20 protein-coding genes are annotated in these 23974 nt (G+C 70.6%); 5 read left to right on the forward strand and 15 right to left on the reverse strand.

Annotated elements, in window-relative coordinates:
• The first annotated feature begins 104 nt into the window (after positions 1–104).
• Together OG521_05555 and OG521_05560 are read left to right on the forward strand one after the other, a co-directional pair.
• Entirely contained in the window at positions 105–887 is a 783-nt protein-coding gene (locus OG521_05555; protein ID WUW20283.1) for an IclR family transcriptional regulator, read from the forward strand.
• Between the two features lie 115 nt (positions 888–1002).
• Entirely contained in the window at positions 1003–3234 is a 2232-nt protein-coding gene (locus tag OG521_05560; protein WUW20284.1) for a DEAD/DEAH box helicase, read from the forward strand.
• On the opposite strand, the gene OG521_05565 is transcribed toward OG521_05560, so the two are convergent.
• Entirely contained in the window at positions 3228–4241 is a 1014-nt protein-coding gene (locus OG521_05565; GenBank protein ID WUW20285.1) for a multicopper oxidase domain-containing protein, read from the reverse strand. The two genes, OG521_05560 and OG521_05565, sit on opposite strands and share 7 nt — an antisense overlap.
• Positions 4242–4494: 253 nt before the next feature.
• On the opposite strand from OG521_05565, the gene OG521_05570 reads away from it, so the two are divergent.
• Positions 4495–6933 (forward strand): ThuA domain-containing protein, encoded by a 2439-nt coding sequence (locus tag OG521_05570; GenBank protein ID WUW26580.1) that lies wholly within the window; start codon positions 4495–4497, stop codon positions 6931–6933.
• A complete protein-coding gene (locus OG521_05575; protein WUW20286.1) occupies positions 6930–9167 on the forward strand; it encodes a DUF1080 domain-containing protein in 2238 nt (745 codons plus the stop codon). Before OG521_05570 ends, OG521_05575 begins: the two co-directional genes overlap by 4 nt.
• A gap of 15 nt (positions 9168–9182) precedes the next feature.
• On the opposite strand, the gene OG521_05580 is transcribed toward OG521_05575, so the two are convergent.
• Complete coding sequence (locus OG521_05580) at positions 9183–10274, reverse strand: ABC transporter permease (protein WUW20287.1); 1092 nt, start codon at positions 10272–10274, stop codon at positions 9183–9185.
• Positions 10271–11287 carry a non-homologous end-joining DNA ligase gene (gene ligD, locus OG521_05585; protein ID WUW26581.1) on the reverse strand — a complete coding sequence of 339 codons (1017 nt, stop codon included), beginning with the start codon at positions 11285–11287 and terminating at the stop codon, positions 10271–10273. Before ligD ends, OG521_05580 begins: the two co-directional genes overlap by 4 nt.
• Before the next feature lie 97 nt (positions 11288–11384).
• Between ligD and OG521_05590 the strand changes: the two genes are divergently transcribed.
• Positions 11385–12449, forward strand: coding sequence for an ATP-dependent DNA ligase (locus tag OG521_05590; protein ID WUW20288.1), 1065 nt, complete (start codon positions 11385–11387; stop codon positions 12447–12449).
• Positions 12450–12469: 20 nt separating this feature from the next.
• On the opposite strand, the gene OG521_05595 is transcribed toward OG521_05590, so the two are convergent.
• From OG521_05595 to OG521_05650, 12 genes are all read right to left on the reverse strand, one after another.
• Entirely contained in the window at positions 12470–13714 is a 1245-nt protein-coding gene (locus OG521_05595) for a lytic murein transglycosylase (GenBank protein WUW20289.1), read from the reverse strand.
• A 22-nt stretch (positions 13715–13736) separates the two neighbouring features.
• Entirely contained in the window at positions 13737–14483 is a 747-nt protein-coding gene (locus tag OG521_05600) for a hypothetical protein (protein WUW20290.1), read from the reverse strand.
• A gap of 39 nt (positions 14484–14522) precedes the next feature.
• Positions 14523–15020 carry a hypothetical protein gene (locus OG521_05605; protein ID WUW26582.1) on the reverse strand — a complete coding sequence of 166 codons (498 nt, stop codon included), beginning with the start codon at positions 15018–15020 and terminating at the stop codon, positions 14523–14525.
• Between the two features lie 92 nt (positions 15021–15112).
• Positions 15113–15724, reverse strand: coding sequence for a hypothetical protein (locus OG521_05610; GenBank protein ID WUW20291.1), 612 nt, complete (start codon positions 15722–15724; stop codon positions 15113–15115).
• On the reverse strand, positions 15721–16242 hold the full coding sequence (locus OG521_05615; GenBank protein WUW20292.1) for a hypothetical protein: 522 nt from the start codon (positions 16240–16242) through the stop codon (positions 15721–15723). Before OG521_05615 ends, OG521_05610 begins: the two co-directional genes overlap by 4 nt.
• A complete protein-coding gene (locus tag OG521_05620; GenBank protein ID WUW20293.1) occupies positions 16239–17501 on the reverse strand; it encodes an MCE family protein in 1263 nt (420 codons plus the stop codon). The genes OG521_05615 and OG521_05620 overlap by 4 nt, the downstream gene beginning before the upstream one ends.
• Positions 17498–18679 (reverse strand): MCE family protein, encoded by a 1182-nt coding sequence (locus tag OG521_05625; protein ID WUW20294.1) that lies wholly within the window; start codon positions 18677–18679, stop codon positions 17498–17500. The genes OG521_05620 and OG521_05625 overlap by 4 nt, the downstream gene beginning before the upstream one ends.
• A complete protein-coding gene (locus OG521_05630) occupies positions 18676–19797 on the reverse strand; it encodes an MCE family protein (GenBank protein ID WUW20295.1) in 1122 nt (373 codons plus the stop codon). The genes OG521_05625 and OG521_05630 overlap by 4 nt, the downstream gene beginning before the upstream one ends.
• 1 nt (position 19798) lies before the next feature.
• The gene (locus OG521_05635) at positions 19799–20818 is read right to left on the reverse strand and encodes an MCE family protein (protein ID WUW20296.1); all 1020 of its coding nucleotides are present in this window, start codon (positions 20816–20818) and stop codon (positions 19799–19801) included.
• Positions 20815–21846: an MCE family protein gene (locus OG521_05640; GenBank protein ID WUW20297.1), complete on the reverse strand. Its 1032-nt coding sequence runs from the start codon at positions 21844–21846 to the stop codon at positions 20815–20817. Before OG521_05640 ends, OG521_05635 begins: the two co-directional genes overlap by 4 nt.
• Positions 21843–23168, reverse strand: a complete 1326-nt coding sequence (locus OG521_05645) for an MCE family protein (protein ID WUW20298.1) — start codon at positions 23166–23168, stop codon at positions 21843–21845. The genes OG521_05640 and OG521_05645 overlap by 4 nt, the downstream gene beginning before the upstream one ends.
• A complete protein-coding gene (locus OG521_05650; GenBank protein WUW20299.1) occupies positions 23168–23971 on the reverse strand; it encodes an ABC transporter permease in 804 nt (267 codons plus the stop codon). Before OG521_05650 ends, OG521_05645 begins: the two co-directional genes overlap by 1 nt.
• Between the last annotated feature and the right edge of the window lie 3 nt (positions 23972–23974).

Raw genomic sequence — 23974 nt, forward strand, 5'->3', positions numbered from 1 at the left:
TTGAGTGTGAACGCAGTGTTTCACCAGCGGCTCTCCGCCGGGTACGGCTCCCGTAATGTGGCAACGTCGCAAGCCGCATCCCCACGAGCGGAGAGTGAAACCCCATGACCGAGGCCGCCGCAGTACGCGCTCCCGGCGGAGCGCAGGCGGTACAGCGTGCGCTGGACGTCCTGCACTGTTTCCACGACAACGGCCCCGACCTCAGCGCATCCGATCTCGCCCGGCGCCTGACACTCTCGGTCTCCACGGCCCACCGGCTGGCCCGCACCCTGCTGGGCGCCGGATTCCTGGAGCAGGACGCGCGGACGTCCCGCTACCGGCTCGGGCCCGCCGTGACCGAGCTCGGCCGCCTCTCCTACCATCAGCGCGGTCTGCATCTGGCCGCCCCCGAGCTGGCCGATCTCGCCGAACGCACGGGCGCCACCGCCGACCTGGCGCTGCGCAGCGGGCCGCACGCGGTGATCGTCGCGGGCGGTTCGGTGACGCCCAAGGTGGGGCTGCGCCGGCCGCTGCACTCGACCGCGCTGGGCAAGGTGCTGCTGGCCTGGGCGAGGCCCGGTGAGGGCGGGCCCTTCTCGCTGCCGCCGCTGCCCGCCTTCACGGACCGCACGATCATCGAACCGGCCGCCCTGGAGGCGGAGCTGGCCCGGGTGCGGTCGGAGGCGTACGCCGTCAACGACGGCGAGTCGGCCCACGGGGTTCGGACCCTGGCGGTGCCGGTGCTGGACGGTGCCGGACACGCCCGTTTCGCCCTGGCGGTACGGGCCACCCCGGCCGTGATCACCCAGGCGCGCACCGAGTGGTTCCTGACGCAGGCCCGTTCCTGCGCGCGCGCCCTGGAGGTGCTGCTGCTGTCCCCGGCCGAGCGGCGTCCGCCCGCGCCCTGAGCCCCGCCCGCCGGGCCCGGCTGTCAGTCGCGCATGGGACGATATGAGTCGCTCCGGGCGGATGCCGGGCGGAGCGGCGCCAGGGGCGCGGGGACTGCGGGACAGAAGGACGTACATGACTGAGGCCGGGTCCACGGAGGGCGGGGCGCCGACCGGGCGGGCGGCCCGGGAACTGCTCGCGCGGGCCGACACGCTGCTCGACGCGGCGCGCGGGGTCCTCGCGGACCACACCCGCGCCGTCACCGCCGTGCGCACCGCCCTGGACCCGCTCCTCGACTCCCTCGTACGGGCGGATCTGTCGTCCATCCCGGTGTCCCGGCTCAAGGACGTCACCGAGGGCCGGCTGCGCCTGGGCGCGGTCGAGCAGGCCGGCTTCACGACGGTGGGGCAGGTGTACGGGGCCAATCGCTACGAGCTCCGCCAGATCCCCGGTGTCGGTGCGCAGACGGCCGACCAGACGCTGGCCGCCGCGGGCCGGATCGCGGACGCGGTGCGGGACACGGTCGCGCTGCGGATAGACGTCGACGCCCCTGACGACGCCACGACCGCCCTGGTCACCGCGTTGTACCGGCTGGTCGAGGCCGGGCCGGACGTGCGGCGGGCGGTGGACGGGGCCCGCCGGCTCGCCGAGGTTCTCGAGCCGCTGCTGGCCGCGGCCGGTCCGGCGCGGGGCCGGCTGCGGATGGTCTTCGCCCGGCGGCAGGTCAGGGCCCGGGCGCTGGAGGCCCTCGCCGCCGTGCGGGCCGCTGTGGCGGACGCCGTGGAGCGCGAACTCCCCCTGCTGTTCGGGCAGGTGTCGGTGGACCTGCTGCGGGATCCGGGGTCCGACGTCGCGGCCTGGGTCGACTTCGAGCTGCGGTCGGCGGAGTACTACAGCCTGCTGGCGGAGATGTCAGGCAGCGGTCCCGACCGGGACGCGGCCGAGGGGTTCCTGCCGTCGGGGATCGCCGACCGGGTCCGTGGACTGCGGCTGGACGACGCCCGGCTGCGGGTCTCGCTGCGCGGGTACCAGTCGTTCGGCGCGCGCTTCGCGCTCGCCCAGAAGCGCGTGATCCTCGGCGACGAGATGGGGCTCGGCAAGACCGTGCAGGCCATCGCCGCCCTCGCCCATCTCGCGGCGCGCGGGGAGACGCACTTCCTGGTGGTGTGCCCGGCCAGTGTGCTGATCAACTGGACGCGGGAGATCCGCGCCCGCTCCACCCTGCGCGCCCTGCCGGTGCACGGACCGGAGCGGCAGGAGGCGTTCGCCGAGTGGCGCGAGAGCGGCGGGGTCGCACTCACCACCTTCGACGCCCTGCACAGCCTGCCGCCCGCGGCCGACAGCGGCGTACGGCCCGGCATGCTCGTGGTCGACGAGGCGCACTACGTCAAGAATCCGGTCACCCGCCGCTCCCGCGCGGTCTCGGGGTGGTCGGAGCGGACCGAGCGGGTGCTCTTCCTGACCGGCACCCCGATGGAGAACCGGGTGGAGGAGTTCCGCAGCCTCGTCCGGCACCTCCAGCCCGCACTGGCGCCGGCCATCAGCACCACGCACGGCGTGGCCGGTTCGCAGGCGTTCCGCCGGGCCGTCGCCCCCGCCTATCTGCGCCGCAACCAGCAGGACGTGCTCAGCGAACTCCCCGCACTGGTACAGGTCGACGAGTGGGAGGAGTTCAGCGAGGCCGATCTCCGGGCCTACCGCGAGGCGGTGGGCGCCGGGCACTTCATGCGGATGCGCCGGGCTGCGTACGCCCACCCGGCGACGTCCGCCAAGCTGAACCGGCTGCGGGAACTGGTCGCGGAGGCGGCCGGGAACGGGCTGAAGGTCGTCGTCTTCTCCTACTTCCGCGACGTGCTGGAGACGGTCCGGGCGGCCCTGGGGGACGAGGTGTTCGGCCCGCTCTCCGGGAGCGTCCCGGCGGCCCGGCGACAGGAGTTGATCGACGGCTTCTCCGCGGCGGACGGCCATGCGGTCCTGCTGAGCCAGATCCAGGCCGGCGGGGTCGGGCTGAACATGCAGGCCGCGTCCGTCGTCATCCTGTGCGAGCCGCAGATCAAGCCGACGATGGAGCACCAGGCCGTGGCCCGCGCGCACCGGATGGGACAGATACGCACGGTCCAGGTGCACCGGCTCCTCGCGGCGGACAGCGTCGACCAGCGAATGCTGGACATCCTGGCCCGCAAGGAGCGGCTGTTCGACGCGTACGCACGGCGCAGCGACGTCGCCGAGACGACGCCGGACGCCGTGGACGTGTCGGACGGATCGCTGGCCCGCCGCATCGTCGAGGAGGAACAGCAGCGCCTGGCCGCTCGCTCCTCCGTCGCGGCCGGGGCAGAGGAGCCGGCGGCGGACGCGGCGGGTCAGTGACCCTCGTGCGCCGAAGCCGCCCCGGAGGCCTTCGCCTTCGGGGGTGATGCCATGGTGTGCCCCTCGTGCCCCGGGACCGTCCCGTCCGCCTTGGCGACGAGCAGCATTCCGGCCATGCCCATGTCGGAGTGGCTCTGCACATGGCAGTGGTACATCCAGGCACCGGCGCCCACGTGTTCGCCCGCGATGACCTGGAAGCCGAAGGAGTCGGCGGGGCCGACGATCTTCGTGTCGATGACGCGGCTGGGGTCGTCGGGCCCGGTCAGCAGGCCCGTGCGGTTGTCCGCCCAGCGGTGACCGTGGACGTGGAACGTGTGGTAGTACTCGCCGTGCGTGATCATGACGACCTCGAGCCGGTCCCCCACGGTGGCCTCGAAGTCCGGGCTCTGGTCGGCCGGCTTGTTGTTGATGGTCATGTCGTTGAAGACGATGGTGATCGTCTTGTCGGGCAGGATGTCGCCCTTGCGCCGGACGATCACCGGCCCGTACAGCCCCTTGCGGATGCCGCCGGTGCCGTGGTCCGTGCCGACGACGTGGTCGTGGTAGTGCCAGTAGCCCGCACTGCCCGGCTGCCAGGTGCCGTCCTTGCGCCGGCCCGGGGCGTGGGTGCGCCAGGTGTACGTGCGTGTCTCGCCCGGCTCGACGATGCTCTTGTTCATCCGGGTGCCGTCGCTCGCGATGTCGTAGTCGACGCCGTGCGCGTGGAGGCTGGCCGCCACGTCCATCGTGTTCTCGAACTCGATGTGCAGGGTGTCGCCCTCGTTGATCTCGATGAGCGGGCCGGGGACCGACGCCTTGCCCTTCTCGAACCCGTACCCCATCGAGCCGTCCGCCAGCTTCTCCGCGTACAGCTTGAGATGGCGGACCTCGCCGCCCGCGGGCGCCGTGCGGGGCGGGTTCTCCGCGGAGGTCGCCTCGATCGCTCCGAGCGACAACGATGTCACGCCGGTCGCCGCGGCCACCCCGCCGCCCATCAGAATCCGCCGGTTGAAGCTCCTACGGTCCATGTCGAACTCCCCACTGCGAGACGGATGTTGCGGAGGACGGGCCATACCGTAGCCCGGAGCACTTCGTTTATCCACACTAAGGACAAAGTTCGTTTCATTGCTGCCATAGCTATTGGCGAGTCGCGAAAAGAGGTCTAGCTTCATGCGCTGTTGCAGTGCCCAAAGCTGTTGCAGTGACCAGAGAGGGGTGGGTGACCACATGCAGCGCACACCACATCACAGGTCCAGATCGCGACGCGGTGTTGCGGCGGCCCTGGCGGCCGGCGCACTGACCGCTTCCCTGCTCGGCGGCAACGCCGCCAGTGCCAGGCCGGATCCCGGAGCGCCGGGGTCCATGGCGACAACGTTGTCCCTGCCGTCGCCACCGGGCGGCGCCAACGTGAAGGTGCTCGTCTTCCATGGCTCGGCCACCGAGGAGTCGCCGACGGTCGACGCCGGGATCGCGGCGATCGAGAAGATCGGGCTCACCGGCCCGGAGGCGGGCCGGTTCAGGACCGTGGCGTCCGACGACCCGGCCGTCTTCACCAACGGCAAGCAGCTCGGCAAGTACAACGCGGTCGTCTTCCTGACGGGCGGCGGCGATGTCCTGGACCCGGAGCAGGAGGCGGGCCTGGAGGCCTACATGGAGGCCGGCGGCGGCTTCCTCGGCATCCATGACGCGGCGCGCACCGAACCGTACTCGGACTGGTTCACCGGCCTGGTCGGCGCACGTCCGGCGGCCGGCAGTCCCACCGCCGTCCAGCGTGCGACGGTGGAGATCGGCGACCGGCAGCACCCGGCGACCAAGAACCTGCCGCTGGAGTGGAAGCGTCCGGACAAGTGGCTGAACTGGAAGGACAACCCGTCCGGCGACGTGCACACCGTGGCACGGGTCCGGGAGATCACGTACAAGCCCGGCACGAGTGCCAACGGCTGGGACCACCCGGTCTCCTGGTGCCGTGACTACGACGGCGGCCGGTCCTTCTACACCGCTATGGGCGGTACGGTCGACAGCTTCGCCGAGGCCGACTTCCGTGACCACCTGCGCGGCGCGCTGGACTGGACGACCCGGATCTCGCAGGCCGACTGCAAGGCGACGATCACCTCCAACTACAAGGCGGAGCGGGTCACCCAGCCCAACCAGCCCGGCAAGAACGACCAGATCGGCGAGCCGCACGGCCTGGTGACCGCCCCCGACGGGCGCGTCCTGTACATCGGCCGCGGCGGCGCGGACAGCAGCGTGCCGGTCGTCACCGACTGGGCCGACCCGAACGTCGGCAAGGGTCTGGGCCAGATCCACGTCTACGACCCGAAGACCAGGAAGGTCACCCTCGCCGGTGAGCTGACGATCTTCGGCAACAAGGGCGGCGGCGACGAACTGGTCAAGGTCGAGGAGGGTCTGCTGGGCATCGAGCTGGACCCGGACTTCGAGAAGAACGGGTGGGTGTACCTGCACTACACACCCCACGACAAGATCGACCGCGACAAGCAGATGGCGGTCCGTCAGGTCTCCCGCTTCACCCTCGACCTGGCGACGAACAAGCTGGATCTGTCCTCCGAGAAGGTGCTGCTGCACTGGCCGGTCCAGATCCACAGCTGCTGCCACGCGGGCGGCGGCATGGCCTGGGACTCCAAGGGCAACCTGTACATCGCGGCCGGTGACAACAACTCCTCCGGCTTCAGCGACGGTTACTCCGGCAACAACCCGGAGCCGAACTACAAGGGCGTCTCGTTCGCCGATGCCCGGCGCACCGCGGGCAACACGAACAACCTCAACGGGAAGATCCTGCGGATCCACCCCGAGGACGACGGCACCTACACCCTGCCGGAGGGCAACCTCTTCACCGGCAAGGAGACCGACGAGGGCGGCGGCAAGACCCGCGGCGAGATCTATGTGATGGGCGTGCGCAACCCGGCCCGGATCGCCATCGACAAGTCGACCGACACGCTGTACGCGGGCTGGGTCGGCCCCGACGCGGGCGCCCCGAGCACCACCTGGGGCCCGGCCAAGTACGACACGTTCGCCGCGATCACCAAGGCGGGCAACCACGGCTGGCCGTACTGCATGGGCAACAAGCAGCCCTACCGGGACCGCAATCTGCCGGACCCGAGCAAGCCGCTCGGCTGGTACGACTGCGACCACCCCAAGAACGAGTCGCCGAACAACGACGGTCTCGTGAACCTGCCGCCGATCACCTCCAACACCATCTGGTACTCGCCGCAGGGCGGTGGCGTGGACTACCCGCGCGACGAGAACGGCATCCCGAGCTACAAGGTGGAGGACCAGAAGGAACTCCTGCCCTGGCTCAAGGGCGGTGGCCAGGCCACGATGAACGGCCCGGTCTACCGGTACGACGCGGCGAGCACGAGCGCCGACAAGTGGCCCTCGTACTGGGACGGCAAGTGGTTCGTCGGTGACTTCTACGACGACACCCAGCCGCGGCACGCCGTTCTCACCGATCCGAAGACGGTCGGCAAGGGCGGTCTGCCCACGCACGCCGAGTCGTTGAAGGAGATCATCCCGGTGGGCGCGGACGGCATCCGCAACCTGATGGACTGGAAGTTCGCCCCGGACGGTTCGCTGTACGTCCTCGACTACGGGCGCGGCTTCTTCACCTCCGACTCCAAGTCCGCGCTGTGGCGCGTGACCTACAAGGGCGGCGCACCCACCCCGGCCGTCAAGGACCTGGCCAGGAAGGCGGCAGTGCAGTGAGACACCGTTCGATCCTCTTCCGAAGGCGGTCCCGGCCCGCGCGGCTGTGGCTCGCGCTGCTGGGCTCGTTCCTGATGGTGCTGGGGCTGACCTCCACGGCGGCCTACGGCCGTACGGCGGCCCCGGCGGACGCGGCGGCCGACCAGGTGCTGACCTGGACGGCGGGCAACGCCATCGACCACTACCTCTCCGCGCCGAAGACGGCGGTGGCCGGCAAGGCGACCATCGTCTTCGAGAACAGTGAGGCGACCGGGAACACCTCGGGGATGCCGCACACGCTGACGTTCAGCGTGTCGGACCCCGAGTTCAACAACGACGTCCCGCTGAACCTGCTCGCCAACCCGGGCGACGACCAGGGCGGCAAGCAGACGGCGGAGGTCACGCTCACCCCCGGCCGGTACTTCTACCACTGCACGATGCCGGGGCACGAGGCGATGCAGGGCATCCTGACCGTCACCGACGGTGGCGGTGGTGAGGACACCACCGCGCCCGAGACCTCCGCGAAGGTCGACGGCGACAAGAACGCCGACGGCGCGTACATCGGTCAGGCGACGGTCACCCTCGCCGCCACCGACGAGGGTTCGGGCGTCGACACCGTCGAGTACGCGGTCGGGGCGGACGGCGCCTGGCAGCCGTACACCGTGCCGGTCGTCGTGAACGAGGTCGGCGCGCACGCCATCCGGTACCGCGCCACCGACAAGGCGGGCAACGCGGCCGCGGAGAAGACGGCCGAGTTCACGGTCGCCGCTCCGCCGACGGACGACACGACGGCTCCCGAGACGTCGGCGACCGTGTCCGGCGAGAAGGACGACCAGGGGCAGTACCTGGGCATGGCGACGGTCACCGTCACCGCGTCCGACACCGGGTCGGGCGTCAACACCATCGAGTACGCGGTCGGGGCGGACGGCGCCTGGCAGGCGTACGACGGTCCCGTGATGGTGCACGAGGTGGGGGCGCAGAAGGTCCGCTACCGCGCCACCGACAAGGCGGGCAACGCGGCGGCGGAGAAGACGGTGGAGTTCACCGTCGTCGAGCCGCCGACCGAGGACACGACGCCGCCGGAGACGTCCGCGAAGGTCGAGGGCGACAAGAACTCGGACGGCGCCTACCTCACCAGTGCCAAGGTGACGGTCACCGCGACCGACGCCGACAGCGGGGTGGACAAGGTCGAGTACTCCCTGGACGGCGGCCCGTACCTGGCCTACACGGCCACGGTTCTCGTCGACCGGATCGGCTACCACACGGTCGCCCACCGGGCCACGGACAAGGCGGGCAACACCTCCGAGGCGAAGCAGACGTCGTTCACCGTCGCGCAGAGCGGCGGCGTTCCGGCGCCGAACTGCCCGGAGTTCGACGAACGCCTCACCGTCATCGTGGGCACCGTCGACACCGGTGTCCCCAACCGGATCACCGGCAACCGCTGCACGATCAACGAGCTGATCGAGGACGAGAAGGACTGGTCGTCGCACGCGCTGTTCCTCAAGCACGTCGACAAGGTCCTCGACAAGCTGCTCACCGCCGGGGTGATCGACGCCCGCGAGCACAAGAAGATCTACAAGGCGGCGAAGCAGTCGGGCATCGGCAAGCCGGGCCAGGACGAGGGCTACCGCAAGCTCTTCGACGGCACGGCCGCCTCGCTCGCCAAGTGGCAGCAGGTGGGTGGCGGGCAGTTCGCGCTCAACGAGGCGGACAGCGCGATCACCAGCTCCACCACGGTGGACGGCATGGGCATGCTGTGGTTCCCGGGCCGCCAGTACGGGGACTTCTCGCTGAAGCTCCAGTGGCGGGACGACGCCCCGGGCACGGGCAACGCCAACGGCGGTGTCTTCGTCCGCTTCCCGAACGTCCACGACAACCCGGAGGAGCCGAATCCGGAGTGGGTCGCCATCAAGTACGGCCATGAGATCCAGGTCAACGACCGGCCGGACGGCGACATGTACAAGACCGGTTCGGTCTACGGATTCGACCGGGTGGGGCTCGCCGGCGCCGGCGTCACCCCCAAGGGCACCTGGAACGACTACGAGATCCGGGTGGTGGACCAGCACTACTCGATCTACCGCAACGGTGTCCTGCTCAACGAGTTCGACAACAACGGCGGTCAGGTCTTCGAGCCGCCGCGGGGTGACGACCCGGGTACCGACGGCCGGCGGTACGCCTCCGGCTACATCGGACTCCAGGTCCACAGCACCTCGGACGTGATCTCCTACCGGGACATCCGGATCAAGGAGCTGTAACCGCGTCGTTCCGCATCAGGTGGCCGCGGCCGCATGCTGAGGCATGTGGTCGCGGCCTCCCGGGTGCCGGTGGCGCCACACCCAGAAGACCGTGCAGGAGACCAGGGACCAGCCCGCGAGCACCAGGAACGGGAAGAGCCGCTGATGCCCCTGGTAGTAGACGGCGGTGTGCTGGGCGTTGACGGAGGCGCCCGGCGGCAGCCAGCGCCCGATGTGCCCGAGCAGCGACGGCAGCAGCGGCCAGGACACGGCTCCGCCGGAGGACGGGTTCCCCAGGAGCACCATCACGCCCCAGGTCGGGAGCATGGCCCAGCGCCCCATCAGGGTGTTGAACATGGTGAAGACCATGCCCGAGGTGAACATGGTGAACGCCAGGATCGCCCAGGACTCGGCGAAGGGCAGATCGACCGCGCCCAGCAGCCAGTCCACCACCGCGGCGATGGAGAACGCGCCGAGCATCGAGTAGGCGACCGTGAACGCGATCCGTTCCAGCGGGATCAGGCCCCTGGCGTGCACGCTCAGCTGGATGGAGCCGACGAAGCCGACGATCACGGCGGCGAGCGAGATGTAGAACAGCGCGAGTCCGCGCGGGTCGCCCTTCTGGAGGGGTTTGACGTCCATGACGGCGACCGGGATACCGAGCGTGTCCCCCACTTTTACGGCCGACTCCCCCAGCAGCTGGGCGACGGCCGCCCCGGAGGCACTGGCCACGTCGAGCGCCACCCCGCGGCTGCCGGACCGCACGATCGCGAAGACCTCCTGCTCCTCCAGCGCCTCGCGGGCCTCGGCGGGCGTCCGGAAGACATGGATGACGAGCGAGGCGTCCAGCGCCTTGTCCATCGCGGCGACGAACTCCTTGCCGCGGGCCGTGTCCGGCTGGCTGACCACCGCGGCCGGGATCCGGTGCGGGGTCGGATTGGCCATGGCGTACGTGTAGGAGCCGGCGAAGAGTCCGGCGGCGGCCGCCAGGATGAACAGCAGGACCGTGGCCGGGAAGTAGGGCGACTCCTTGTACGCCGCCCATTTCTCGCCCCGGGTCGGCGGCCGGCTGTGCGCACCGTGGTGCGGCCCGGACTCGGGACCGGTCTCCGGACCGGGCTCGCTCATGCGTCGCCGCCGGCGTCGTCGTCATGGCGGGCGCGGCTCGGCTGAACGCGTTTCGGTTCGCCCGGCATCTTGGGGTACTCCGGCGGGTAGGGCATGTCGCCGAGGCCGCGCTCCTTCTCGTCGCGGTCGGCCAGCTCCAGCAGCGCGTCGATCCGGAAGGCCTCCTGGTCCATGTCCGCGTGCACGTCGCCCAGTTCGGCGTAGCGCACCGGCATGGTCCGGATGTCGAAGTCGTGCGGCCGCGCGTCGTCGATCTCGTCCCAGCGCAGGGGCGCCGAGACCGGGGCGTGCGGGAAGGGGCGCACGGAGTAGGCGGAGGCGATCGTCCGGTCCCGGGCGGTCTGGTTGAAGTCGACGAAGATCCGCTCGCCGCGCTCCTCCTTCCACCAGGCGGTGGTGACCCGGTCGGGCATCCGGCGCTCCAGCTCACGCCCCGCCGCGATGGTCGCCCGGCGGACCTCGGTGAACGTCCACCGGGCCTCGATGGGGACGAAGACGTGGATGCCGCGTCCGCCGGAGGTCTTGGGCCAGCCGCGCAGCCCGTGGTCGTCCAGGACGGAGCGCAGCTCGTGGGCGGCCCGGACCGCGTCGGCGTAGTCGGTGCCGGGCTGCGGGTCGAGGTCGATGCGCAGCTCGTCGGGGTGGTCGGTGTCGCCGCCCCGGACGGGCCAGGGGTGGAAGGTGAGGGTGCCCAGGTTGGCCGCCCAGATGACGGCGGCCACCTCGGTGGGGCAGACCTCGCGGGCGGGGCGTCCGCTGGGGAAGGCGATCTCGGCGGTCGGAATCCATTCGGGGAGGTTCTTCGGGGCCCGCTTCTGGTAGAAGAACTCGCCCTCGACGCCGTCGACGAACCGCTGGAGGGTGGTGGGCCGGTTGCGCAGGGCGCGCAGGATGCCGGGGCCGACCGCGAGGAAGTACTCGGCGACGTCCCGCTTCGTGCAGCCCTTCTCCGGGAAGTAGATCTTGTCCGGATTGGACAGCCGTACGGCCCGTCCCGCCGCTTCCAGCTCCACCGCTTTGCCCGCTGCTGCCATGTCGGCCACGGTAGGCCGGGCACACATATGCCGCATATCGGAGGACTCCGGTCGCCGTACGGTCCACAATCGGGGCATGGATCTGCCGGTGATGCCGCCCGTGAAGCCGATGCTCGCCAAGCCCGTGAAGCGCATCCCGCCGGGCATGCAGTACGAGGCGAAGTGGGACGGCTTCCGGGCGATCGTGCACCGGGACGGCGACGAGGTGGTGATCGGCAGCCGCACCGGCAAGCCCCTCACCCGCTACTTCCCGGAGCTGGTCACCGCGGTCCGGGCCAGTCTCCCGCCGCGCTGCGTCGTCGACGGCGAGATCGTGGTCGCGCACGAGGGGCGGCTGGACTTCGACCGGCTCAGCGAGCGCATCCACCCCGCCGACTCCCGGGTACGGCTGCTGGCCGAGCAGACCCCGGCGAGCCTGGTCGCCTTCGACCTGCTCGCACTGGGCGACGACTCGCTCCTGGAGACCCGGCAGTCGGACCGGCGCGCGGTGCTGGAGGCCGCGCTCGCCGACGCCTCGGCGCCCGTCCACCTCGCCCCGTCGACCACCGACCCGGCCGTGGCCCAGGAGTGGTTCGAACGGTACGAGGGCGCGGGGCTCGACGGGGTCGTGGCCAAGCCGCTCGATCTGCCGTACCGGCCGGACACCCGGGTGATGTACAAGATCAAGCACGAGCGGACCGCCGACTGCGTGGTGGCGGGCTACCGCTTCCACAAGAGCGGCCCGGTCGTCGGCTCGCTGCTGCTCGGACTGTACGACGAAGGGGGCGTCCTGCAGCACGTGGGCGTCTGTGCCGCCTTCCCGATGAAGCGCCGCGCCGAGCTGATCACCGAACTCGAACCCCTGGTGACCGATGTGGCCGGGCACCCGTGGGGTTCCTGGGCGGACGCCGAGGCGCACGCGGCGTCCCGGATGCCCGGCGCGCCGAGCCGCTGGTCGGGGAAGAAGGACATGTCCTGGGTGGCGCTGCGTCCCGAGCGGGTCTGCGAGGTGGCGTACGACCACATGGAGGGCGACCGGTTCCGGCACACCACCCAGTTCCGCAGGTGGCGGCCGGACCGCACCCCCGCCGGCTGCACGTACGCGCAGCTGGAAGAGGTGGTGCGGTACGACCTGGCCGCCGTGCTGTCGGCGGGCGGCTGAGCTCTGGGCCGGGGCCGGGATCAGTCGGCGGCCGGCGGCACCGAGGGCGTGGAGCAGGGTTCCTCGGTCTCCGTGGGGTCGGGTGACGGTGCCCCGGTGGCTGTCTCGGTGTCCGTCGGGTCCGGCGTCGCGCTGTCCGTCGGGCAGCCGGGGTCCTTGGGACCGGACGGCGAGGTGCCCGGGTCGGGGGTCGTGGTCGGGTCGGGAGTGGTGGTCGGGTCCGGGCTGCCGGACCCGGTGCCGGTGGGATCGGGCGTGCCCGGGTCCGTGGAGCCGCCGGGGTCCGGGGAGTCCGTTTCGCCCGGTGAGGGGGTCGTGGAGCCCGGCGCCGTCGGATGTGCGGAGTGGCTCGGCTGCGGTCCGACCTCGATACCGCCTCCGTCTCCGTCTTTGCCGCCGCCGGTGCCGGGACCGGCCACGGGCTTCTTCGGCTCGTTCGGACCGCCGGCGCCGGGGCTCTTCGGGATCGGACCCTTGCCGTCGGGCACCACGTGGCTGCCGTTTCGGTAGAACTCCAGCCAGGACAGCACGGTGCGCAGATAGGTGTCCGAGTGGTTGTAGCTCAGGATCGACCGGTCGAGGTCGGCGCGCACCGTCAGATCGCGGGTGCCGGCGCAGAGATAGGCTCCGGCGGCCAGGGCGGCGTCGTAGATGTTGCCCGGGTCCCTGCGCCCGTCGCCGTTGCCGTCCCTGCCCCAGTGCGCCCAGGTCGAGGGGATGAACTGCATGGGGCCGACCGCGCGGTCATAGGTCTTGTCCCCGTCGTACCCGCCGCCGTCGGTGTCCGGGATGTTCGCGAACCCGGCGCCGTTGAGCACCGGTCCCAGGATCGGTGAGAGCGTCGTGCCGTGGGCGTCGACCCGGCCGCCGGCGGCGTGCCCGGACTCGACCTTGCCGATCGCGGCCAGTAACTGCCACGGCAGCCGGCAGCCCGGGTCGCTGCGTCCGAGCGCGCTCTCCGCCTTGCGGTAGGCGGCGAGGACCGTGGCCGGGATGCCCGCCTCGGCCCATGACTGAACGGCCTCCGGGCTCTGCTTCACCCCCGGCTTCGGCGGCTCGGGGCTCTTCAGCGGCGGGAGTTCGGTGTGGTACGAGTCGTCGTTGGGCACCGACGACCACGTGACCTCGTCGGTCTCCGTGTTCTGCTTCTGCGGCTTGTCCTGCGCGACGAGTCCCGGTGCCTGGGACGCGGTGAGCGCTGCCATCGCGGCGACGGCGGCCGCCGTGCCGCCGAGTCCGCGGCGCATGGTGCCGTTGAACCTCATGCGTGCTCTCCTCTCCCCCGGGTCACCGGGTGAACGTGTCGATGCCGGATATCCGCCAGGTGCCGCCGCGGCGCACGGCGTCCACGGCGAACATGGCCGCGGCGTACGTCGTCTCCTCCGACTTGCCCGTACGGGTGTTGCTCTGGTCGGCGAAGATGATCAGCCGGGCGCGGTCGCCGTCGAGCAGCTCCACCCCGCTCTCGGTGACGGTCGTGGTGAGCACGAGCTTCTGCTTGGGCGCCTGCGCCCGTACCTCGGCGAGCATGTCCGTGTGCTGCTGGACCGCCGCACCCGTCAGGTACTTCTTCACCGCGGCGTCGGCCTTGGCGGGCGAGGCGTAGTCGTAGGAGAACACCGCGCCGACGGCCTCGGTGATCTGACCCTTCACCTCGCTGGTGCGGCCGATGTCGGTGAGCGCGGTGTTCCGCCGGCTCGGGTCGTCGCGCAGACTCCCGGCCGAGGTGAACGCCCAGGCGGCGAAGGCGCCGAGGAGCACGGTCAGGACACAGAGCACGGCGGGCAGCCGGACCCGGAGACGGGGTGACCGCCCGGACTTCGACGCCTTCCCCTCCTCCTGCGCCGATTCCTTCTCCGGTTCCTTCTCCGGTTCCTTCTTCGCTTCCTTCTGCTCCTCCGCGTCGTCCTGTGGTTCCTCCGCGACGGTCTCGGCGTCCACGGGCTTGCTCACGGGCGCGGGAGCGGCGGTGCGTTCGGCGGCGACGGTGGCCAGCCGACGCTGCCGGTTGACGAGGTGACGGGTCGTCGACATGTCCGGGGTCCTCTCGGTGCGGGTGGGGAGTCGGTGGCGTCAGCCGGCGGTGTTGCCGACGGGTGCCTGGCCGAGGGCGCTGAGCTTCCACCCGTCGGAGGTGCGGGTGAGCTGCCCCAGCATCCGGCTCTCCTTCACCGCGGGCTTGCCCTTGGGCGCGGTCACGGTCACCCGCAGCGCCACCATCACGCCCGCCTTCCCGGCCCGGTCGTCGAGCTCGGTGACCGCGCCGGACAGCACCTTGGCGGTGCTGACGGTCTTCGCCTCCTGGATCTGCTTCACGAACCCGTCGCGTCCGTCGACGAGTTGCTGGTGCAGGTCCCCGGTGGTGGAGTCCTCCCAGCTGTCGAGTCCCTTGGCGAGCTGCTCGTGGTCGAGCGTGTTCATGTTCTGCACGGCCTGCTCGCCGGCGGCCAGCGCGTCGTCGCGGGCCTGGGCGTACGCCGCCGAGTCGTCGTGCGCCGCCTGGTACCGGGACACGCCGCCCCAGCCCGCGGCACCGGCCGCCGCGAGTGTCAGCACGATCGCTGCCGCCACCAGCGGGTTCCTCGTCATCCGTACCCGTGCCATCGCTGCCTCTCCCTGCCGTGTGGTGCGGTATCGCCCGGTGCGTCGTGCGGTGGGGTGCGCTATCTGGCCTTGATCTCCACGATCGTCCAGTGCCCTTCCCGGAGTTGGGCCGTGACGGACAGCTGCGCCGCCGCGGTGCTCGCGGCCTTGCCCTTGCGCTCGTAGACCTGGTCGAGGAAGACCAGGAGGTGGGCGCTGTCGCCGGTCAGCCGGGTCACCCCGGCACGCACGACGTGGGTGGTGAGGGTGAGCTTCTGGTCGGCGGCCTGCTTCTCGACCTGGCCGAAGAGCGCCGCGTACTGCTGGAGCGCCTTGCCCGCCAGGAGCCGCTGCGCGGACGCCTTGGTGGCGGCCGTGTCGCCGGGGCCGTAGGAGAAGACCTTGCCGAGTGCGTTGGTGACGTCGCCGGCGACCTGGGTGGTCACCGCGCTGTCCGTCAGCGCCCGGTTGGCGGTGGCGGGCGTGTCGCGCAGCTGCCGGCCCGCGACGAAGAAGGCGCCGCCGGCCGCGATCAGGGCGACGACGAGCACCCCGGCCAGCACGCGGGGCCACCGCCTGGCGGGACCGGCCTCGATGTCGGTGTCCGTGTCGGCTCCGGTGTCGTCGGGCGGGACGCTGCCGGACGCCTCCTGGACCGCGTCGTCGGGGTCGATCACACTGCGCAGCCTCATGTGCCGCTCCCTATGCCGAGCGCGGTGAGCGCCTTGATCTTCCAGCCGTCCCCGGTCCGGACGAGCGTCGCCTCGAAGCGTTTGCGCTCGGTGCCGGCCTTGCCCGTGCGCGGGGTGACCTCGATGTCGACGGTCGCGATCATCAGTGCCGTGCCCGTACGCTCGTCCACTTCGGTGAGGGCCGCGTCGGTGACCTTGCCGCGCGCCGTCGTGCCGGACTTCTTGAGCTCGGCGGCGTCCTTGGCGCGGGTGCGCTTCAGCTGGTCGTGCAGCGGGCCGGTGGAGGCGTCGAGCCAGCCGGCGAGACCGGTGTCGACGCTCGTGGCGTCCTTGCCGTCCAGGCTGTTGAGCCGGGCCAGGTCCACCTTGCCGTCCGCCAGCGCGGCGTCCCGGCTCTTCGCGTACGCCAGGTCGTCGTCGCCGCGCGCCTGCGCGTACGACCAGCCCCCAAGCGCGCAGATCAGTGCGGCGACGAGCAGGACGGCCCAGCCGCCGATGCTGCGGGTACGGGGGGTCATGCGCCGCCTCCCTGTCCCAGGCCCAGCAGTCCGGCCATGCCGTCGGCCGCGGGCGCGGGGTCCGTCGCGGCGCCGAGCACTCCGGGCAGCCGGTCCTGACCGCGGTCGTCGAGGAGCAGCGTGCCGGGCTTGGCGGGTGCGGGCAGCGGACCGCCCTTCGGGGCGTTCGCACTGCCGCGGACGTTGATGCCGGTGCCGGGCGACGAGGTGCAGCGGGCCTTGGTGTTGACGGCCGGAGCGGGTGCGAGGTCGAGCCCGTTGCGGTACGTCGTGCCGCCGTATCCGGAGGTGCAGGGCAGCGGCTCGAAGAAGGTGACCGACATGCCGAACCGGGCACCGTCCTCGTCGACCGCGCTGGCCCCCGCCGCCGCGACGGCCGGGAGTTTCACGAGGAGTTCCTCCAGTCCGCGCTGCCGGGTCACGGCGACGTCCGACGTGGTGAGGAGGTTGGCGACGACGACGCCGAAGCTCGGGTCGAGGTCGCGCAGCAGTCCGCTGATCTGCCCGGTCGCGTCGGGTGCGGCGGCGATCAGCTTGCGCAGGTCGGTGTCCGAGCCCTTGAGCTGGGCCGCCAGTTCCTTCGCGCCCGAGGCGAAGCCCTTGAGCGCCTCGCCCTGTTCGGCCTGGGTCCGCAGCACGGTCTCGCCGTCCCGCATGAGCCTGGTGTTGACGGGCAGCGCGTCGTCGGCGGCCTGGACGAACTCGCCGCCGGTGTCCAGCAGGACCTGGAGGTCGTCGCCGCGGCCGGAGAACGCGGTGCCGAACTCGTCGACCACCGTGCGCAGGGACTCCAGGTCGACGGACGAGGCGAGGCCGTTGACGCTGGTGAGGACGTTGGTCACCGGTGCCGGGACGGTGGTCTCGGCCTGGTCGATGACCGAACCGTTCGCGAGGACGGGGCCGTCGGTGCGGGCCGGCCGCAGGTCGACGTACTGCTCGCCGACCGCGGAGAGGTTGGCGACGACCGCCTTGAGGTCCTCGGGGATGGGCGGCGCCGACTTGTCGATGCGCAGCTCGGCCTCCACACCGTCCTCGGTGAGCTCGATGGGCCCGACCCGGCCGACGGAGACCCCGCGGTAGGTGACGTTGGAGTGGGTGAACAGGCCACCGGTGCGCGGGAGCTGCATCTTGACGGTGTAGTAGTCGCGCATGCCGACGTAGTGGCCGAGGTCGGCGTACCGCACGCCCAGGTAGCCGAGCACCAGCACCGCGATGATCAGGAACGCGATGTTCTTCAGCCGGATGGCGAAGGTGATCATCGGTTGCTCCCCTCCGTGGCCTGGCCCGTCCGGGGAGTGGCCGTCCCTGGCGTGGTGGTCGCGGGGAGCGGCAGCGGGAGTGCGGCGCCGGCTGCCGTTTTCGCCCCGGCGGCCGGGGGGTCCGGATCCGGTTCGAGGGCGGGGATGATCTGGGTGCCAGGTGCGGCCGTCATGTCCAGGTACACGTTGAGGTAGTCGCCCTTCACACCGCGCAGCACCTCGTCCGTGAACGGGTAGGTGAGCAGCACCTGGAGGGAGTCGGGCAGGTCGTCGCCGGAGTCGGCCAGGGCCCGGAGGGTGGGGGCGATGGCCTTCAGGTCGGCGATCGTGTCCGCCTTGCTCTTGTTGATGGTGGTGACGGCGACGTCGGAGAGGGTGTCCAGGGAGCGCAGCATGGTCAGGAGCGAGCCGCGCTGCTTCTCCAGGACCTTCATGCCGGGGCTGAGCCCGGTGAGGACCTTGCCGACGTCCTGTTTGCGGGTGGCGAGGGTGGCGGCGAGCCGGTTGACGCCGTCGAGCGCCGATGTGATGTCGCCGCGGTGGTCGTCGAGGTTGGTGACGAGGGTGTCGACGCGCTTGAGCATGGACCGGACCTGGGGTTCCTGTCCGGCCAGTGCCTTGTTGAGCTCGGTGGTGATGGTCTTCAGCTGCTGGACGCCGCCGCCGTTGAGGAGCATCGACAGCGCCCCGAACACCTCTTCGACCTCGGGGTTCCGGTTGGTCCGGGTGAGCGGGATGCGGTCGCCGGAGGCGAGGGTGCCGCGGGCGGTGCCGCTCGCAGGGGGCGAGAGCTGGATGTACTTCTCGCCCAGGAGGCTCGACTGTTCGAGGTGCGCGTAGGCGTTGGCGGGCAGTTTGATCTTCCCGTTGACCTTCATGGTGACCCGGGCCTGCCAGGTGTCGGGGGCGAGGGAGATCTTGGTGACGCGGCCGACGGCGACGTCGTTGACCTTCACCGAGGACTGCGGGGCGAGGCTGAGCACGTCCCCGAAGTCCGCCGTGATCTCGTACGGATGGTCGCCGAGGTCCGCACCGCCGGGCAGCGGCACGTCCTCGATGCCGGAGAAGTGCGGGGCCTGGCAGCCGGTGACGAAGAGGGTGCAGCAGAGGCCGAACGCGATCAGGGTGGCGGCGCCCGTCGTCGCGCGGGCTCCGGGTCCGCGCGGGGTCCGGCTCATCGGTTCGCCCCCTTCTCGTCGTTGCCGCTCTTCGCCGCGGCGTTCTTCGGTGTGCCGTAGACGGTGCCCACGGCCGGCAGCGGCAGGGCGGGGAGCGCCGCCTGCCGTTCGGCGTCCACCGGGGTGAGCCCGGTGAGGGAAGGATCGATGAGCGGGCCGCCCATGCTGAGCTCGTTGAGGTCGGTCCGGCCGTTGAGGGTGCGGTGGGCGGGGTCGTACGCGTTCAGGACGTTGCCCGCGGCCAGCGGCAGGGTGTCGAGCGACTCGGCCAGTGAGGCGCGCTGGTCGACGAGGGTCTGGGTGATCGGCACCAGCGCGTCCACGTTCTCCTTGAGCGCGCCCCGGTTGTCCTTGATGAACGTCTTGACCTGGGCGAGGGCGGTGCCGAGTTCCTTGAGCGCGGCCCCGAGGTTCTTCTTGTCGTCCGCCAGGAAGCCGGTGACCGAGTTCAGCTGGTTCTCGGCCGTGCGCACGTTGCCGTCGTTGTCCTTCAGCATGGTGGTGAAGGTCTGGAGGTAGGCCAGGGTGTCGAAGAGGTTCCCGCTGCTCTTGTCGAGGGTCTTCGTCGCCTTGCCGAACTGCTCGATGGAGTCGCCGATGTCCTTGCCGTTGCCCTTGAGGTTCTTCGCGCCGGTGTCCAGGAGTCCGGCGAAGGCTCCCTGCGCGTTCGCCCCGTCCGGGCCGAGCGCGGTGGAGAGTTCGGTGATGGACGCGTACAGCTGGTCCACCTCGACCGGTGTCGCGTTCTTCGACGCGGGCAGTTCGGCGTCGTCCTCCAGGACCGCTCCCCCGGTGTAGACGGGGGCGAGCTGGACGTACCGGTCGGCGACGAGGCTGGGGGCGACGACGACGGCGTGCACGTCCTTGGGGACCTGGACGCCCTTGTCGACCCGCAGGACGACCTTGACGTCCTTGCCGCGGGGTTCGACCGATTCGACGGTGCCGACCCGGACTCCGAGGATCCGCAGGTCGGATCCGGCGTAGACGCCGGTCGCCTGCTCGAAGTACGCGGTGACGGTCGTCGTGCCCTCTTCCTCCATGGCCATCACCCCGGAGGTGGCCGCGACGGCCACGACCACGAGGCCGGCCCCGATGCCGATGACGCGGGTGAGTCTCATCTCAGCTCCCGCCTTCCTGCTTGGGAGGCATGCAGCCGGTCGCCGGGGGCGTGTTGGCGGGCAGGTAGTCCTTCGGGACGACACCGCAGACGTAGTTGTCGAACCAGCGGCCGTTGCCCAGGGTGTTGCCGACGAGCCTGTTGTAGGAGCCGGCGATCGAGAGGACCTTGTCGAGGCTCTTGCGGTTCTTGTTCAGGACGGCGGTGACCCGGCCCAGCGCCTTCAGCGTGGGCTTGAGCTGCTTGTTGTTGTCGGCGACGAGTCCGGTGAGCTGGGTGCCCAGGTCACGGGTGCCGGTGAGCAGCAGGTGGATGGAGTCGCGGCGTGCCTGGATCTCGCCGAGGAGCAGGTTGCCGTCTTCGAGGAGGGTCTCGAAGCTGCTCTTCTTGGTGGCGAGGGTCTTGGTGAGCTGTTTGCTGCCCTTGAGGAGGGTCGCGAGCTGCGCGTCGCGCTCGGAGACGGTCTTGGAGAGGGCGGACAGCCCCTTGGCGGCACTCTTCACGTCGGGCGGGGAGTCCTTGAAGGTGGCGGAGATCGTCTCGAAGCTCTTGGCGAGCTGCTCGGTGTCGATCTCGCCGATGGTCTCGCCGAGACCGTTGAAGGCCTGGGTGACGTCGTACGGCGAGGTGGTGCGGCTCGCCGTGATGCGCTCGTCGGGGTTCTGCCGGGCTTCGCCGAGGGGGTCCACGGCCAGGTACTTGTCGCCGAGGAGTGTCTTGATGGCGATGCCGACGGTGCTCGCGTTGCCGATCCAGGCGTCCTTGACCTTGAAGGTCACCTTCACCTTGGCGCCGTCGAGGGAGACCCCGGTGACCTTGCCGACCTTCACTCCGGCGATCCGCACCTCGTCGCCCTCGTCGAGCCCGGCGGACTCGGTGAAGTCGGCGCTGTAGGTGGTGCCACCGCCGATGAAGGGCAGCGAGTCGGCGCGGTAGGCGCCGTATCCGATGAGGGCGAGTACGAGGAGTCCGACGACGCTGACGGCGACGGGGTTGCGGTCGCGTATGGGCTTCATTCTCATGACAGGCACCTCGGCTGGGTGATCTCGATGCCGGTCGGCGGGGTGCTGCCGTCGCTGTTCGTCACGCCGCTGACCTTGGCCTCGCAGAGGTAGAGGTTGAGCCATGAGCCGTACGAGGCGAGGCGACTGATCGCCTCCATCTTGGCCGGGGTCTTCTGGAGGAAGTTCTCGATCTTCGGCGAGTTGTCGGCGAGCCGGTCGGAGAGCCGGCCGAGCTGCTTGATGTCCTCCTTCAGGGGTTTGCGGCCGTCCTGGAAGAGGTCCGCGGTGACCGTGGTGAGCGCGCCCATCGCCGTGACGGCCTCGCCGAGCGGTTTGCGGTCGCCCGCGAACCCGGTGACGAGTTCCTGGAGCGTGTCGACGAGGTCGTTGAAGCCGGCCTCCCGGTCGTTGACCGTCTTCAGGACCGTGTTCAGGTTCTTGATCACCTCGCCGATCACCTTGTCCTTCGCGGCGACCGTGCCGGTCAGCGAGCCAACGTGCTGGAGGATGCTGTCGACGGTGCCGCCCTCGCCCTGGAGCACCTGGACGATGGAGCCGGCCAGCTGGTTGACGTCCGGCGGGGAGAGGCCCTCGAAGAGCGGCTGGAAGCCGTTGAAGAGCTGGGTGAGGTCGAGGGCCGGGGTGGTCCGGGACAGCGGGATGGTGGCGCCCGCGGCGAAGCTCTCGCCGACGGGTCCGGCGCCCTGGTCGAGGTCGATGTAGCGCTGGCCGACCATGTTGAGGTACTTGATCGACGCGGTCACCGACGCCGGCAGCTTGCGGCCCTTCTGGACACTGAAGCCGACCTCGGCGAGCCGCCGGTCGGCGACCTTGACGGAGTCGACCTGCCCGACCTTCACACCGGCGATCCGGACGCTGTCGCCGACGACGAGGCCGGTCGCGTCCGTGAACCTGGCCCGGTACGAACGGGTGTCGCCGACACCGGTGTTGGCGATGGACAGACCCAGCACCGTGGTGGCGAGCACCGTCACCACGATGAAGACGATCGATTTCGCGAGCGGTCCCGCGAGGGAGCGGCGCTTCACTTGAGCTTCACCTCCACACCGCGGAAGGCCGGACCGATGAGCACGCTGCTCCACTCGGGCAGGGCCTGCGGCCGGACCTTCAGTGAGGGAGCGACCAGTTCGTTCACGAGCCGGCTCTCCTGCGGGGAGTTGGGCAGACCGAGCGACGCGTCGGCGGCCGGGACCTCTTCGGGGGCGTCCGTCTCCGGCTCGGCCGCGGTCCCGTTGTCCTTGGCGGTCCTGACGTCCGCGGTCGGGACCGTCCGGCCGACATAGGGGACGGAGTAGCAGTGCGGTCCGCCGGTCGCGTTGTAGACGGGCGTGTCCTTGCCCGCCACGTACTTCCCCTTGGAGGGAACGGCCTTGAGGGTGACGTGGAGCCCGGGCTCGTCGGTGCCCTTGCCGAGCGCCTTGTCCATGGCCGGGACGAACCCGGCCATGGTGCGGAGCGTGCAGGGGAATTCCGAGGAGTACGTGGCGAGGGTCTCCAGCGTCGGCCTGCCGGAGGCCGCGAGCCGGATGAGGTTGTCCTTGTTCTTCTCCAGGAACGCGGTGAGGTCCCGGGCGGACGCGGTGGTGGAGCCGTACAGGTCGGCGAGTTCGGCCTGCTGTTCGGCGACGGTGCCGCTGGTGGTGGTGAAGTCGGTGAGCGCGTCCAGGACGTCGGGGGCGGCGTCCCCGTACACCCGGCTCACCTTGACGAGTTCCTTGATGTCCGCGTTGAGCGTGGGGAGTTGCGGGTTGAACTTCTGGAGGTGCGCGTCGAGCGTGACGAGGGTGTCACCGAGCTTCTCGCCGCGGCCCTGGAGTGCCTGGGAGACCGCGTTGAGGGTGGCGGAGAGCTTCTCCGGCTTCACGGCGGTCAGCAGCGGCAGGACGTTGTCGAGGACCTCTTCGAGTTCGAGGGCGTTGCTGGAGCGGTCCTGCGGGATGACGGCGCCCGCCCGCAACGCCCGCGGTGACGGTACGGGGGGCGGCACGAGGGCCACGAACCGTTCGCCGAACAACGTGGTGGGCAGCATCTGGGCGGTGACGTCGGCGGGGACGCGGTCGAGCTTGTCCGGGTCGATCGCCAGGGTGAGGCGGGCGCCCTCGCCGTCGGCCGCGATGCCGCGCACCTGGCCGATGACGACGCCGCGCAGCTTCACGTCGGCGTTGTCGTGCATCTCGTTGCCGACGCTCGACGTGCGTACGGTGACGGTCGCGTCATCCGTGAAGTCCTTCTCGTACACGGAGACCGACACCCAGATGAGTACGGCGGGTACGAGGAAGAAGGCGACCCCGGCGGTTCTGCGGCCGGCGGTCCGCGCGGCCCTGTTGCCCCTTGTGGTCCGCGATGACATCAGCCGGCCACCTTCACGGTCGTCGTGGCTCCCCAGATGGCGAGCGAGAGGAAGAAGTCGGTGACGCTGATCAGCACGATCGCGTTGCGCACCGAGCGGCCGACGGCCACGCCCACTCCGGCGGGTCCACCGGTGGCGTGGTAGCCGTAGTAGCAGTGCGCGAGGATCACCATCACGCTGAAGATCAGCACCTTGAGCACCGACAGCAGCACGTCCTGCGGGGAGAGGAAGAGGTTGAAGTAGTGGTCGTACGTGCCCGCGGACTGCCCGTTGAACAGGACGGTGACGTAGCGGGAGGCGACGTACGAGGAGAGCAGCCCGATCGCGTACAGCGGGATGATGGCGACGACCCCGGCGATGATGCGCGTGGTGACGAGGTAGGGCATGGAGCGCACACCCATCGACTCCAGGCCGTCGATCTCCTCGTTGATCCGCATGGCACCGAGCTGCGCGGTGAAGCCGGCGCCGACGGTCGCGGAGAGAGCGAGGCCGGCGACCAGCGGGGCGATCTCACGGGTGTTGAAGTACGCGGAGATGAAGCCGGTGAAGGCGGCGGTGCCGATCTGGTTGAGGGCGGCATACCCCTGGAGTCCGACGACGGTGCCGGTGGCCAGGGTCATCGCGATCATCACGCCGATGGTGCCGCCGACGACCCCGAGACCGCCGCTGCCGAAGGCCACCTCGGCGAGCAGCCGCTGCACCTCCTTGAGGTAGCGGCGCAGCGTCCGGGGGATCCAGACCAGGGCCCGTACGTAGAAGGTGAGCTGGTCACCCGACCGGTCGAGCCAGCTGAGTATCGGCATCGG

The organism is Streptomyces sp. NBC_01463 (assembly GCA_036227345.1).
Lineage (GTDB): Bacteria > Actinomycetota > Actinomycetes > Streptomycetales > Streptomycetaceae > Streptomyces.

Bases quoted from the DNA above. Each gene is read 5' to 3' on its own strand.
- OG521_05555 (WUW20283.1), top strand. From the start codon at position 105: ATGACCGAGGCCGCCGCAGTACGCGCTCCCGGCGGAGCGCAGGCGGTA.
- OG521_05560 (WUW20284.1), top strand. From the start codon at position 1,003: ATGACTGAGGCCGGGTCCACGGAGGGCGGGGCGCCGACCGGGCGGGCG.
- OG521_05565 (WUW20285.1), bottom strand. From the start codon at position 4,241: ATGGACCGTAGGAGCTTCAACCGGCGGATTCTGATGGGCGGCGGGGTG.
- OG521_05580 (WUW20287.1), bottom strand. From the start codon at position 10,274: ATGAGCGAGCCCGGTCCGGAGACCGGTCCCGAGTCCGGGCCGCACCAC.
- OG521_05590 (WUW20288.1), top strand. From the start codon at position 11,385: ATGGATCTGCCGGTGATGCCGCCCGTGAAGCCGATGCTCGCCAAGCCC.
- OG521_05595 (WUW20289.1), bottom strand. From the start codon at position 13,714: ATGAGGTTCAACGGCACCATGCGCCGCGGACTCGGCGGCACGGCGGCC.
- OG521_05600 (WUW20290.1), bottom strand. From the start codon at position 14,483: ATGTCGACGACCCGTCACCTCGTCAACCGGCAGCGTCGGCTGGCCACC.
- OG521_05610 (WUW20291.1), bottom strand. From the start codon at position 15,724: ATGAGGCTGCGCAGTGTGATCGACCCCGACGACGCGGTCCAGGAGGCG.
- OG521_05615 (WUW20292.1), bottom strand. From the start codon at position 16,242: ATGACCCCCCGTACCCGCAGCATCGGCGGCTGGGCCGTCCTGCTCGTC.
- OG521_05620 (WUW20293.1), bottom strand. From the start codon at position 17,501: ATGATCACCTTCGCCATCCGGCTGAAGAACATCGCGTTCCTGATCATC.
- OG521_05625 (WUW20294.1), bottom strand. From the start codon at position 18,679: ATGAGCCGGACCCCGCGCGGACCCGGAGCCCGCGCGACGACGGGCGCC.
- OG521_05630 (WUW20295.1), bottom strand. From the start codon at position 19,797: ATGAGACTCACCCGCGTCATCGGCATCGGGGCCGGCCTCGTGGTCGTG.
- OG521_05635 (WUW20296.1), bottom strand. From the start codon at position 20,818: ATGAGAATGAAGCCCATACGCGACCGCAACCCCGTCGCCGTCAGCGTC.
- OG521_05645 (WUW20298.1), bottom strand. From the start codon at position 23,168: ATGTCATCGCGGACCACAAGGGGCAACAGGGCCGCGCGGACCGCCGGC.
- OG521_05650 (WUW20299.1), bottom strand. From the start codon at position 23,971: ATGCCGATACTCAGCTGGCTCGACCGGTCGGGTGACCAGCTCACCTTC.